This is a genomic window from Pseudomonas sp. HS6 (assembly GCF_023375815.1).
Lineage (GTDB): Bacteria > Pseudomonadota > Gammaproteobacteria > Pseudomonadales > Pseudomonadaceae > Aquipseudomonas.
The window spans coordinates 1,481,758-1,494,748 of the sequence record NZ_CP067412.1 but is presented as its reverse complement, the minus strand read 5'-3'; the positions used below and the strand labels follow the sequence as shown (position 1 = coordinate 1,494,748).

At 61.4% G+C, this 12,991-nt stretch carries 13 protein-coding genes; 2 read left to right on the top strand and 11 right to left on the bottom strand.

Annotation, left to right across the window (positions count from 1 at the left end; translation table 11 throughout):
- Window positions 1–18: 18 nt before the first annotated feature.
- The 11 genes from JJN09_RS06705 to JJN09_RS06655 form a co-directional block, all read right to left on the bottom strand.
- The gene (locus JJN09_RS06705; protein WP_249486381.1) at window positions 19–1,041 is read right to left on the bottom strand and encodes an HAD family phosphatase; all 1,023 of its coding nucleotides are present in this window, start codon (window positions 1,039–1,041) and stop codon (window positions 19–21) included.
- On the bottom strand, window positions 1,038–2,483 hold the full coding sequence (locus tag JJN09_RS06700; protein ID WP_249486380.1) for a hypothetical protein: 1,446 nt from the start codon (window positions 2,481–2,483) through the stop codon (window positions 1,038–1,040). Before JJN09_RS06700 ends, JJN09_RS06705 begins: the two co-directional genes overlap by 4 nt.
- Window positions 2,480–4,045: a VWA domain-containing protein gene (locus tag JJN09_RS06695; protein ID WP_249486379.1), complete on the bottom strand. Its 1,566-nt coding sequence runs from the start codon at window positions 4,043–4,045 to the stop codon at window positions 2,480–2,482. Before JJN09_RS06695 ends, JJN09_RS06700 begins: the two co-directional genes overlap by 4 nt.
- A 1-nt stretch (window position 4,046) precedes the next feature.
- Window positions 4,047–5,039: a VWA domain-containing protein gene (locus tag JJN09_RS06690; protein ID WP_249486378.1), complete on the bottom strand. Its 993-nt coding sequence runs from the start codon at window positions 5,037–5,039 to the stop codon at window positions 4,047–4,049.
- Window positions 5,026–5,628 carry a DUF4381 domain-containing protein gene (locus tag JJN09_RS06685; RefSeq protein ID WP_249486377.1) on the bottom strand — a complete coding sequence of 201 codons (603 nt, stop codon included), beginning with the start codon at window positions 5,626–5,628 and terminating at the stop codon, window positions 5,026–5,028. The genes JJN09_RS06690 and JJN09_RS06685 overlap by 14 nt, the downstream gene beginning before the upstream one ends.
- Window positions 5,625–6,563 carry a DUF58 domain-containing protein gene (locus tag JJN09_RS06680; RefSeq protein WP_249486376.1) on the bottom strand — a complete coding sequence of 313 codons (939 nt, stop codon included), beginning with the start codon at window positions 6,561–6,563 and terminating at the stop codon, window positions 5,625–5,627. The genes JJN09_RS06685 and JJN09_RS06680 overlap by 4 nt, the downstream gene beginning before the upstream one ends.
- Window positions 6,564–6,571: 8 nt before the next feature.
- Window positions 6,572–7,552 carry a MoxR family ATPase gene (locus JJN09_RS06675; protein ID WP_249486375.1) on the bottom strand — a complete coding sequence of 327 codons (981 nt, stop codon included), beginning with the start codon at window positions 7,550–7,552 and terminating at the stop codon, window positions 6,572–6,574.
- Window positions 7,553–7,567: 15 nt separating this feature from the next.
- On the bottom strand, window positions 7,568–8,611 hold the full coding sequence (locus JJN09_RS06670) for a hypothetical protein (protein WP_249486374.1): 1,044 nt from the start codon (window positions 8,609–8,611) through the stop codon (window positions 7,568–7,570).
- Window positions 8,612–8,624: 13 nt separating this feature from the next.
- Entirely contained in the window at window positions 8,625–9,575 is a 951-nt protein-coding gene (locus tag JJN09_RS06665; RefSeq protein ID WP_249486373.1) for a transporter, read from the bottom strand.
- 12 nt (window positions 9,576–9,587) lie between these two features.
- Window positions 9,588–10,964: a DUF1254 domain-containing protein gene (locus JJN09_RS06660; protein ID WP_249490761.1), complete on the bottom strand. Its 1,377-nt coding sequence runs from the start codon at window positions 10,962–10,964 to the stop codon at window positions 9,588–9,590.
- Window positions 10,965–11,271: 307 nt separating this feature from the next.
- A complete protein-coding gene (locus JJN09_RS06655; protein ID WP_096820252.1) occupies window positions 11,272–11,697 on the bottom strand; it encodes a YciI family protein in 426 nt (141 codons plus the stop codon).
- 132 nt (window positions 11,698–11,829) lie between these two features.
- Between JJN09_RS06655 and JJN09_RS06650 the strand changes: the two genes are divergently transcribed.
- Window positions 11,830–12,273: a polyketide cyclase gene (locus JJN09_RS06650; protein WP_249486372.1), complete on the top strand. Its 444-nt coding sequence runs from the start codon at window positions 11,830–11,832 to the stop codon at window positions 12,271–12,273.
- A 132-nt stretch (window positions 12,274–12,405) separates the two neighbouring features.
- Window positions 12,406–12,906 carry a thiol peroxidase gene (gene tpx, locus JJN09_RS06645; protein WP_007968505.1) on the top strand — a complete coding sequence of 167 codons (501 nt, stop codon included), beginning with the start codon at window positions 12,406–12,408 and terminating at the stop codon, window positions 12,904–12,906.
- Window positions 12,907–12,991 lie beyond the last annotated feature (85 nt).

Sequence of the window (12,991 nt, the reverse complement as noted above, 5' to 3'; positions counted from 1 at the left end):
TCCTGCGTCACGCTTTTGTTATTTCACTTGCTCGGGGGCGGGAGGATCGAACGGGTAGATCCGGCGCCAGTCGCTCGCCATGTCCACCACGGTCCAGCCACGGGAATTCGCTTCGTCGAGGGCCTTGTCCAGGCGCCCGATCTCGGACTTTCGGTCATAGGCCCATTCGCGCTTGGCGTCGGTGTGATGCACCAGGCCCATGAACCGTTTGCCGGGGCCTGCCGCCGTCCACTGAAGCATTTGCAGGTCGCCGTCGGAGTTGCCGAACGCGAGGATCGGCCGGCGACCGATCACTGCATCAATGCTTTCCGGTTTGCCGGGGCCGTCGTCGTTGTGCGCCAGTTTGGCGGTGCGCACGATCGAGGCCTTGCCGTCCTTGTAGTTGAACGCAGTCACGAACGTGGTGCCGATCACTTGTTCCGGCGGGATGCCGTAGACCTTCTCGGCGAAGGCACGCATGAACGCCGTGTCGCCGCCGGACACGATGTAGGTCTTGAAGTCCTGGCTGCGCAGGTAGTCGAGCATTTCCAGCATCGGCTGGAAGATCATCTCGGTGTACGGCTTGCCGGTTTTCGGATGCCGGGCCTGGGTCAGCCAGGTTTTGGCGTAGTCATCGAAGGCTTCGGTGGTCATGCCGGTGTGGGTGGCGGCGAAGATCTTCAGGATCCCGTCCATGCCGGCGGCGGCCAGCGCCTTGTGGTCGTTCTCGATCACGGCCTTGAACGGTTGCGTGGTTTTCCACTCCGGGTGCTGCGGTGCGGTGCGCTTGACCTCGTCGAAGGCGAACAGCAACTCGAAATACGCCGGTTGCTCGCTCCACAGCGTGCCGTCATTGTCGAACACGGCGATGCGTTCGGCAGGTTTGACGAAGTCCTTGCCGGACTGGTCGGTGACCGCCTGGACGAATTCGATGATGTGCTTTTTCGCCGGCCCGTCGTTCCATGACGGCAGCGGTTCGCTGGCCTGTGCCAGCAACGGAAGTGCGAGGCCGAACAACAGGGCCAGACCCAAATGTTGGCGGTGCAGTGTCGGGTTCGTCATGGGAAATCCTTCTCGTGGACGGGGTTGAGCGGGCGCAAGGCTTGGGCCGAAAGGGCCTGCTGTTGTTCGGCCTGACTGTGAAGCGTAGTCAACGATTCGCGCAGTTGACCCAGTGTTTGTTCGGTGGCCGGCTCGCGGCCGTAAAGGCCTCGCAACAGTCCTTGTAGGCGTGGCCCTGAGTCGACCAGTTTCAAACCCAGCCCACTGCGACGCAGCCACAGATAAACAGCGCTCAATTGCGCAGGTTTGGCGTTGAGTTGCGGGGTGATTTGCTGCCATGCGCTTTCGGCTGATTGCTGCCAGGCCAGCGCCCTCGCTTGCTTGCGGGTTTGCCACTGCTGGCGGGCACGGCTGAGCGCTGGCCTGCCCAGATACCCGCCAATGGCCAGTGCGACGAGCAAGGCCAGCCACGCCAGCCAATGGGTGGAAAGGTGCAGGCGGTTGTTCTGGCCGAGTTGCTTGAGGTCTTCGGTGATCGAGAACACGGGCTTGTAGGCGCTGTTGACGGCAGCCTCGAAAGTGACCGCAGGCACTTGCGCGGTGCGACTTTGCTGCGCGTGCGAATCCCACCATTTCACCTCGATGGCCGGCAGGGTGTGGGCGCCGGCCGTGTCGATGCGATAGCTGACGCTGTCGATGCGCTGACCGCCGAGGATATCGCCGCGACCGTCGTCCAGATTGCTGATCTGCGGGGTCTTCACGTAGCGACTCAGTCCGTTGACCTCCACCAGCGTCGTAACGGGAAGGGCCATGGCGAGTGCACCGTCCGCTTGCAGGGTCAGTTGGCGGGTGACGCTGTCGCCGACTTTCAACGGCGTTGCCGAGTGGTCGAGGGTTTGATTGAAGCGCAGCCCGGTGGCCACCAGCGGCGTTTCACCCGGTTTGAAACCGGGCGGCTGGGCGGCGTTGAACTGTAGCGGCTGGCTCTGGGCGCTGACTTCTGCGGTGGCTTGGCCCGGGCTGGCGCGCACGGTCAATGCCGGAATGTCGAAGTTCCGGGCGACGTTCGGGGTGATCAGATAGCTGTAGCGCAGGCCCGTGAAATTCTGGCCGTCGAAAGTCTGGTTCAAGTGCTGGGCCTGACCGTCCGGTGGCATGACCAACGCGCCGTCGAGCTTCAAGTCGGGCAGGGTGGGAGCACTGGTGAACCAAGTGTCGGTGAGAACATCGAGTTGCAGCTCCAGCAGGCCGCCGACCATGGCGCCTTCGGCGGGTTGCAGGTGGGCCTGGACCTTGAGTTGGGGTTCATCTGCAAAGGCATTCAAGTTGATCAAACTGAACAGGAGCAACGCATTGATTATTGTATTGACTGGTCGTACCTCATCGCGGGCAAGCCCGCTCCCACAGAGATCAACTGTGTTCACTTCACTTGTGTTCGCACCACAAAACCCTGTGGGAGCGGGCTTGCCCGCGATGGCGGCAGCGAGCGTTAGAAAATTCATGGCCGGGCCCGCTCCTGATCCTGCAAGCTGAATTTCTGCTTGAGGAATTTCGCCGGGGAGGTTGTGAGGTTCTGTAACCACAGCGCATCCGACGCCGCTTGTTCGGTCTCGACCGCTTTGCTCTGGCCCTTGCCCGGTGCCTTGTCGAACTTGACCTCGTCCGGTTTGGTTTGCGGTGCATTCTGTTCGGCGCTCGCGGTGTCTTTCTGCAAGGCGATCGCCAACGCCAGATTGGCCGTGGCTTCGGGGAATTGCGCTTGCAGCTTCAGAGCCTGGGTGTACGCCGCGATGGCTTCGTCGAACTTGAAGCGGCGCACGTAGATGTTGCCCAGATAGAAATACGCTTGCGGCGTGTCGAGCTGCGCGAAGGTTGCCAGCGCCAAGTCATAGTCGGCAGCGTGGTAGGCCGCCACACCTTTCCAGTACGGATCGACAAACAGCGCCGCCGCCTGCGGGAAATGCTCATGCTCGAAGGCCCAGCGTCCTTGCTGATCGCGGGTGAAGAAGGCGTCAGTCAGGGCGTTGGCCTGGGCCGGTGCCGCTGGCCAGCCAAGGCCCACGGCCAGTGTCAGCACCGGCATCCAGTTGACGCTCCAGCCCTTGCGCACGTTGAACAGCGCAAGCAACACCAGCGGCCAGCAAAGCCAGTAACCGGCGTCTTTCCAGTGCAATTCCCGCTGTTCGGCGCTGGCGCTCTGGAAGTGCTGCTGCGCGTGCAGTTCGACCCAGTCCAGATCGTCGTCATTCAGGGTCAGGCTGCCGAGCGGCGCATCGAGCGCCGAAGCCAGTTGTTTGATCGCGGCCGGGTCGAAACTGCCCAGCGTCGGACGCCCGTTGGCATCAATGCGCGGCTGGCCGTTGGTGTCTTGAATGATGCCGCCGTCCTGATTGCCCACTGCGAGCACCAGTACTTGCAACTGTTCATCTGGATTTTTGATCGGCGTGGTTTCGGCGCCGTCGGTGAGCAATAACAGGCTGCCGGGGACCTTCTCGGCGTTGAGCAAGTGCCTGGCCTGATCGATCACCGCGCTGACGTTCTTGCCCGGTTTGTCGATCAACCCGGTGCCCAAGGCTTGAATGAACGTGTCGAGCAACGCCGGATCATCGGTTGGCGGCAGCACCAGATGCGCGCTGCCGGCATAGGCAATTAACGCGGTGCGGGCACCGGCCCGGCGCTGAATCAGATCGTGCAGTTTGTGTTTGGCGGCCTCAAGACGAGTGGGCTGAACGTCGTTGGCATCCATCGACGGCGACAGATCGACAGCCACAATCAGCGGTGCGCGATTCTCCAGGAAGTCTGGACGATCCTGCTCCCAGGTCGGCCCGGCCGCCGCCACCGCGCCAAGCATCAGCAGTGCACACAGCCAGTGCACCGGGCGCAGGCGCTGGTGATCCTGCGGGGTGACCAGCAGGTGTGGCAGCAGATGCCCGGCGATGTTGCCGCGCAGCCTTCTTTGCAAGTCACGGCCACGTCGCCAGAGCCATGGCAGCAGGGCGCCGAACAGCGCGAGCAGCAACCACAGCGGACGCAGGAAGTGGAAGTCTCCGAGATTGATCTCCATCTCAGGCCTCCTGCCGCTGACGTGAAACCGCCAGCCGTGGACGGAGCAGGGCGCCGAGGTGATACAGGGTCAGCAACAACAGGGCTGCACCCAACGGCCAGTAGAACAACTCGCGCTGCGGCTGATGACTGAGGGTTTTCACCTGATGTGGCGTGAGGCGGTCGAGGGTGCTGTAGACCTGATCCAGCGCGTTGCGATCTTCGGCGCGGAAGAACTGGCCGCCGGTGGTTTTGGCGATTTGCTCCAGCCCCGGCAGATTGACCTTGGCTTCACCGGAGGCGCCTGGATCGCCGATGCCGATGGTGTGAATCACCACGCCTTTGGCGGCGGCCATTTCGGCGGCATGGTCCGGGGTGATGGCGCTGCTGGTGTCGTTGCCATCGGTGAGCAGGATCAAGACTTTTTCCTGTTCATGGGCCTTGTCCAGCAACTTGAGACTGAGACCGATGGCATCGCCAATCGCGGTGTTCGGGCCGGCCATGCCGATCCCGGTGTCGGCCAGCAGCAGCGACAGGCTGGCGTGATCGAGGGTCAACGGCGCCTGCGGATAGGCGCCGCTGCCGAACACGATTAGCCCGAGGCGGTCGTCCTTGCGCTTGTCGATGAAACCCTGGACGACATCTTTGACGGCGGCGAGGCGATTGATTTTCTGGCCGCTGGCGTTGGTGAAGTCTTCGGTTTCCATCGACTGCGAAATGTCGATCGCAAGCATCAAGTCACGCACCGGTTGCTGGCGCTCGATGGGTTTTTCGACGAACACCGGACGTGCGACGGCCAACAGCAACAAGGCCCACACCAGGAAATTGAGCAGCAGTTGCCAGTGGTTGCGGCGGCTGCCGGCGGTGCCGGGTGTTTCACCGACGGCGCGGCTCATGGCGTTGAAGAACGGCACGCGCACGGCGCTGCGGGCTTCCTGATACGCGGGCAGGTAACGGTAGGCCAGCCAGGGCAGCGGCAGCAGGAGTAACAGCCACGGATAATCAAGCTGCCACATGATGCTGCTCCACCCAGTGTTGGCAGGTGTCGAACAGCGCCAGCCGCTGCGAAGCGGGCAGGGAGCGCAGGACGTCGTCGGGAGCGTAGGCGAGTCGGGCCAGTTGCTGGCTGAAATCGGCGGGCAACGGTTTTTTGCTGTGTTGCTGCAAGAAAGCTTGCCAGTCCAGCCCCTCCAGCGCTGCCGGACCCTGTGGGAGCGACGGTGCGACGATTCGACTTGCTCGCGATGAGGGAACACCATCCAACACATTTATTGGCTGCCCCGACGCCATCGCGAGCAAGTTCGCTCCCACAGGGGGCGGATTGCAGATCGGCATCGAGATTGCCACGCGCTTGAGCAACTCCGGCAATTCGCGCAACGCACTCAGGTCATCACTGCGATCGCGCAACTGCGCCAGTCGCACCAATGCTTCACGCCGATACTGATCGCGCCGCCATTGCCAATACCGCCGCACCCCAATCAGCAGTGCTGTCAGCAGCAGGACTGCCAGCAACACCCACCAGCCCCAGGTCTGCGGCGCGTAGCTGACCGGCGCGGGCAGGCCCAACTCCTGGAGTTGTTCGATGCTCGGGATGTTCGGGTTCACCGCCGGGGTCCGGCGCTTTTGCCAAGCTCGGCGCGCAATTGCTGATGCGCTTCTTCGGCGGTGCTGAACATCATCAGTGGCACCTGACTGCGGCGCAGCAGGGTGGCGACGTCCTTGAGCCGGCCACCGAGAAAATCCCCCAACGGCTGATGCACGTTACGTTTCTCGACCGCCAGTTCCACTTGCAACTGGCCCTGGGTCACCAACAGTCGACCGTTGTTCGGCAGCTTCAGCGCCAACGGATCGTAGACTTGCAGCGCGATCACATCGTTGTGCGCTGAAAGTTGCCGCATCAACTGCAAGGTGCGCTCGCCGGCCCCGGCAAAGTCGCTGACGATGCAGATCAGATGGTCATGCCCGGCCAGCGCCAGGCAACGTTGCAAGGCCTTGTCCAGTTGGTCCTCGTCTTCGGCGTCGGGGTTGCCGGCGTTCAGCGCCTGATTCTGCTCGGCGATGCGACTGAGCAAGACCTCGACCCGTTTACGGCTGCGCAGCGGCGCGATGCAGTCGATGCGCCGATCATTGAACACCAGCCCGCCGACCCGATCCCCGGCATGGAACACCATCCACGCCGCGAGTGCTCCGAGTTCCGCAGCGACGGCGGATTTGAAGCTGCGTTGCGAGCCGAAAAACATCGACATGCGCTGGTCGACCACGATCAGCGCCGGGCGATCGCGTTCCTCGGTGAAGGTGCGCACCACCGGTTTGCCAGTGCGCAGCGAGGCGCGCCAGTCGAGGTGACGTAAATCGTCGCCGGGCTGATAGCGGCGCAGTTCATCAAAGTTCAAACCTCGGCCACGCAGGCGCGAGGCATGGTTGCCGGCGAGGATGCTGCCCTGGGGCTGGCGGGCCAGAAAACTCAGATCACGGGCCTTGAACTCCAGCGCCATCAACTGTGCGAGAGAGACATAGACCAGCCCGTCGGTGCTTTCCATATCAGGCCTCAGGCGGGAATCGCCACCTTGTCGAGAATCCGGTCCAGCACCTGATCGGCGCTGACGCCATCGGCCACTGCGTCGTAGCTCAGTTGCAGGCGATGGCGCAGCACCGGGTGCACCACAGCGCGCACGTTGTCCGGCGAAACGAAATCCTGACCCTGCAACCACGCATCGGCGCGGGCGCAACGATCCAGCCCGATGCCGCCACGGGGACTGGCGCCGATGGCGATCCAGCGGCCGAGGTCTTCGTCGTAATCGGCCGGAAGGCGGGTGGCGTTGATCAGGTCGATCAGGTAACGGTCGATGGCGGGGGAGACGTGTACCGCACTGACTTCCTTGCGTGCGGCGAAGATCACGTCCTGCGCCAGTTCGAAACCCTTGGTCGGCGCCGTGTTGGCGCCCTGGGCAAACTCTTCGGCGCGCAGCAGTCGCAGCACCTGACTCTCGTTGTCGGCGCTGGGGTAATCGAGCAGGACTTTCATCAGGAACCGGTCCATCTGCGCTTCCGGCAGCGGATAAGTGCCTTCCTGTTCAATCGGGTTTTGCGTCGCCACGACAATGAACAGCTCCGGCAGCACGTGGCTGTTGCCGGCCACGGTGATTTGCCGTTCTTCCATGGCTTCAAGCAGTGCCGCTTGCACCTTGGCCGGCGCACGGTTGATTTCGTCGGCCAGAATCAGATTGCCGAACAGCGGGCCGGGCTGGAAGCGGATCTCGTTCTTGCCTTCGACCTGATGCAGCACCTCGGCACCGGTGATGTCCGAGGGCAGCAGGTCCGGGGTGAACTGGATGCGGCTCATCTTTGCGTCCAGATGCCTGGCGAGCGCCTTGACCGTGCGGGTCTTGGCCAGCCCCGGCAGGCTTTCCAGCAGCAAGTGCCCGTTGGCCAGTAGACCGAGCAGGATCTGCCGGATCACCTGATCCTGGCCGAGCACCGTTTCAGCGATGCTGGCCTGTAGGGCGTTGAGTTCGGTGAGTGCAGTCATGGCGCGAGTCCTTGCTCAAAACATGAAAGTCGGGATGACCGGAACGAACGACAGCCGGAAATTCCAGCGACTGCTGATCTGGTCTTCGGGGTGGATCGCCGAGTACTGGATCTCGCCGGAAATCCGCACCGGCAGCTTGCCGAAATTGAAGATCCGCCCGGCGCCGATGCCGACGGGGAAGGTGACCTTGTTGCCGCCGTCAGCCTTCCAGTTGACCGTGACGTTGGGTGTCATGCCAACCCGCCATTGGGCCGGGCCGGGAATCACGCGTTGAATGAAGTACTGCACGTTGGTCAGGCTGACATCCTTGCGGTTGCTGTCGCCGCCGACCGACCACCAATGCTGCGGGAATACGCCGAGCGTCCAGTCCTCGCCCAGATATGCGGCGACGAACGCTGGGCCCAGCGAGTATTTGCCGGTGCCGAGCACGTCCTTTTCAGCGGTGGGGAACATTGCCGTCGGGCCGAAGCCCCAGACCATCTTGCCGCCGCCGGCAAAGCGCACCGGTTGCTTGGGCGAGAACACGCCGACGTAGGTCAGATCGCCGAAACCGCTGGTGCGGTCAAACGGATCCTCGACCACCGAGGCGAAATCGTCGCGGTCACTGAGGATTTCATTCGGCCCCATGCCGATCAGGTTACCGGCCCTGTGATTGACCGGTGCGCTGACGTAGCTGATCGGCACGCGGTTGATTAGGTTCCAGTCTTCGCCGAGGGAGATCGGGAAGGTCGGCATGAAGCTGTATTTGCCGAGCATCCGCGTGCCGTTGCTGTTCGGGCCCTTGAGCGCGGTGTAGTCGAACTGGTTGACCAGCAGCACCAGATTGCCCACCGGGTTATCCATCAGTTTGGAGATCTGTTCGGTGGACGGGTCGCAACCGGCCTTCACGACGTCCTTCAGGTCGATGTCGAAGTTCTGTTGCAGGCGATGGCAGGTTTCCGGGTCGCCCTTGGGGACCGGGTGGGCGGGAGCACTGCCTAGCCCCGGTAAATCACCGCCGGCACAGGCCAGACTGCTGAACAGTGCGCTGCATAAGGTCAAGCGGCGAGCGATGGCCATCCCTGGCGCCTCCTTAGAAAAACGCCAGGGTCAGGTTGACGGACACGCCGTTACCTTCAGGACGGTTCTTGGTGTCGAACTCCGGCACCCAACGAGCGCTGACGCTGGCCTGAGCGTCGGCGAACTTGCCGCTCCAGCCAACGGTCGGGCCGGCACCGACCGAACGACCGCGAAAGCCGTTGAGCGTGTCGGCAGTGTCACCCTTGTCGTCGCTCACCTGCTGGATGTAGCCGGCGACCAGTCCGGCATTCCAGCCATTGCCAAAACCGTGGGTCCACAGGGCTTCGAGGGAAAAGATGTCGCCCGTGCGGTAATCAGTGTCTTTGTTCTCGGTATAGAACTGCAGGTTGCCGGACAGCGTGAATTCGCCGCCCTTGCCGTCCAGATGCGAGAACGCCACGGTGGGCATGAACGTGTAGTTGTTCTGGCCGGGGTTGGCCAGGCGATTGTCGTTATAGGCACCGGTCGGTACGTAGATCGGCAGCGAAAACGAAATGTGATTGAGCTCGTCGAAATGGTAACCGGCGGCAATCGGCGTGATCAATGCGTCGGCAAACTGGGTGCCGGAATCGCTGGTGCCGAGGGTCCGTCCACGCGGCCCGGTGATGGAAGCATTGATGTCGGTGTATTGAACCGGTATGCCGATGGCCGAGGCATAGTTCCAGGGGCCTTTGCCGGTGTCCCAGACGTGAGTGACGTTGGCCATGGTGTAGGAGACTTTCATCTTGATCCCGGCGCTGACCGCACCGGAAATCGGCGCGCCGCGACTGCCCTTGAGCTCGCCGTCGTACCAGATGCTGGTAAGCGACGTCACCAAGCCCGGTTCCGGCGGGACGACCCCGGCATTGGAAAACACCTGCTGACCGGTAATCGGTCGCCCGACACCGCCCTCGGCGGCGTACAGCGCCGGGCTGCCGATCATGCACAGCGCCAGCAACGGGCGCACAACGTAAGGCTTGACCATCACTGACTCCGCTTATTGTTTTGTGTCGACCGGGTTGAGCAACGGCATTTTCCATTCGCCGCTGGCGACTTCCGGTCTTGGCAGATATAGGCGCAAGACCCCGTAGAACGGACCGTTCGGTGCAGGTAGCCAATTGGCCTGTTTGTCTTTCCCCGGATTCTTGTGCTGCACGTACAGAGTCAGACCACCGTCGGCATCGAGCTTCAGGTCCGGCAGCATCCGCGAGTTGATCAGGTAGCGGTTGAGCGGGTTGGCCACCAGCAATTTGGATTTGCCGTCGTACATCGTCAGTGACCAGAACGCGTCGGCGGGGGGCAGGGCGCCCTTGTCGAAATGCAGGGTATAGTCGTGTTTCGAAGCGTCGGCGTGCTGCCCGTCCTTGTCGACGAAATAACCGATGTAATTCGCCTCTTCGGCGGAGTTGCCGAAGATCCCCATGTTGGCCCCGGCGTAGCGGTACAGGTAATTGCCCTTGAGGTGGTCGCGAGTGCCGAACAGATCGCCGCTGGAGACCTGATGGGTATCGACCTTGTCTTTCTGGAACGCGGCGAACTCGGCTTTTGCGTCGGCAATACCGTCTTCCAGTGCCTTGCGTTGCTCGGCGCTGAGTGACTTCAGATCGAAGGGCTGGCCGGCGCCGATACCGATTTTGGCGAAGCGCGCGAGCAGGTCTTTCTCGACATCCTGCGGCGGGGTGAAGGCCAGCATGAAATTCAAGTAGCGGAACAGGTCCGGGGTTTCGCTCATGGTCGGCGTCGGTTTCGGCCAAGTGACTTTCGGCGCTGGTGCCGGCGCTTTCTGTTTCACGTAATGGCTCAGCGGCTCGACCTTGTAGCCTTTCTGGATCTGTTTGACCTTCGCCAGGTCCTTGTCGTCGAACAGCTGCGTGCGGTACAGCGCGTAGGTAATGTTGCTTTCACTGCGCAGCAATCGGTCGATGTTCAGCGGTTGCTGACCCTGCCAGTCCGGCCCGGCAATCATGAAATGCCCGCCGTTGTTACCGGTGCTGCGGGTGCCGAGGTACGCGAAGTTCTGGGTATAGGCGTCGATCAGTTGCACCGAGTAGTAACGGTGCTCTTCGATGGGCGGCAGGGTGAGGATCAGTGGCTCGGCACGCAGGTCCATCCAGACGAACGAGTAAGGCGTGTCGGCGTTTGGCGTGACGAATGCGGTGTCTTTCGCGGTGAAGGCCTTCGCGGTGTTGCCGATCTGGTTCAGTGGCGCCTTATAGTTCGGGCTTTTGGTATCGATGGCCTGGGTGTACAGGGTCTTGTACATCTCTACCACCGGGAAACCGTACAGATAGGCTTCCTTGGCGATGGCCCGGGCTTCATCGGGGTTGGCGGTAAAATCCTGGGCGCCGACGCCACAGCTTACGAACGTCGCCATGACGCTGTAGGCGGCGACCTTAAAGGCTGTTTTAGGCCGGACGCAGATGACGGACGTCAGCGAGCGCGCCGACGAAAAGGCGTGAATTCCCGTTGTATTCGACATGATTCCCCGATTCCCTGGTGGCTCAGTGGACGACTCGGCACTTCGTGGCCGTTAAGGCGTAATCCTTTTCTTATCAAGCCTGTAGGACATGTCTGTTGAAACTAGCAGCTAATCGGGGGTTAGCCAGTCATAGGGATTAATTCTTTGGTTTTGTGCGCAGGATCACGCCAGTTTTGTGTACTGGCGTGATCCCCGTGAAATGTCAGTGTTTTTTCGCCTGCTCGCGTACCCGTTCTTCTTGTTCGCGCAGCTCCGGGGTGAACTCGGCGCCGAAATCTTCCGGGCTGAATACCTGGCGAATCTCGATCTCGGCCTCGGTGCCCGGCATCGGATTAGGGCAGCGTTTGACCCACTCGATGGCTTCCTCCTTCGACTTAACGTCCCAGATCCAGTATCCGGCGATCAACTCCTTGGTTTCGGCGAAGGGGCCGTCGATCACGCTGCGTTTTTCACCGCTGAAACGCACCCGGGCGCCTTTGCTGCTGGGGTGCAGGCCATCGGCGGACACCAGAATGCCGGCCTTCGCCAGTTCCTCGTTGTAGTTGCCCATGTCGGTGAGCAGTTGTTCGCTGGGCATCACGCCGGCTTCGGAGTCCTGGCTGGCTTTGACAATGATCATGAAGCGCATGGTGTTTCTCCGCTGGAAAGTGAGGGATTCAATGCTTTGTCGAATGGCGGGGAGTTGAATCGACAGGTCGTTAAATAAAAGATGCAGACTCGCGTTTTAACAAGCATCGCCTCCATACGGAATGTGTCCGCCATGCCTACCCTGGAACTCACCACGCTGATCCCCGATCGCACTCCGAGCGAGGTACTCGACTTCTGCCTGGAAGGCGTCAATTTCCCGAAGATCTTTCCCGAACGCGTCACGCCGCTGGGGGATATCGACCTGAACAACCTGCGTATCGAGGCCGGGCGGCAATTCCGTTTCCGGCACTGGATGTTCAATCTGATCCCGTCGAACTGGACGGTGACGATCCGCGAAGTCGGCGACACGCATTTCATCGATGAAATGCTCAAGGGGCCGCTGCGCGCCTTTCGTCATGAACATCGGGTGGCGGCAGGTGAGGGCGGTACGCTGTACACCGACCGCGTGACGTATTCGGCGATTGGCGGGGCATTCAGCGAGGCGTTGCTGGTGAACGGTTACATGCGGCGGATATTCGAGGCCCGTCATCGCAACATGCTGCAATTGCTCGGGTAGCGCTCAAGGTTGTATCCAATGTTGTGTGCCAGCACATGACAATTTCGGTTCAGGCATAGGTCGTCGGACAATTTCGTGGTTAACTTCCGCCTCTTGCATGCTTTCCCAACAACGTTAAGAAGGACTCCGTTCATGGCTCAAGTCACGCTCAAAGGCAACCCGGTTCAAGTCAACGGCCAACTGCCACAAGCCGGTTCCAAGGCGCCAGCCTTTTCCCTGGTAGCCGGCAATCTGTCCGACGTCACCCTGAAAGACTTCGCCGGCAAGCGCAAAGTGTTGAACATCTTCCCAAGCGTCGACACCCCGACCTGCGCCACTTCCGTGCGCAAGTTCAACGCCCAGGCAAACGAACTGGCCAACACCGTGGTGCTGTGCATCTCGGCTGACCTGCCATTCGCCCAGGCCCGTTTCTGCGGCGCCGAAGGCCTGGAAAACGTACAGAACCTGTCGACCCTGCGCGGCGCCGAGTTCATCGAGAACTACGGCGTGGCCATCGCTGACGGCCCGCTGAAAGGCTTGACCGCCCGTGCGGTAGTCGTGCTGGACGAAAACGACAACGTGCTGCACAGCGAACTGGTCAAGGAAATCGCTGAAGAGCCGAACTACGATGCGGCACTCGCTGTATTGAAGTAAGTGTGCTCAAGTAAACCCGCTGATTTCAGCGCGTTTACAATTGTTAACGGCCTGGCCCTGTCCAGGCCGTTTTCATTTGTGTATC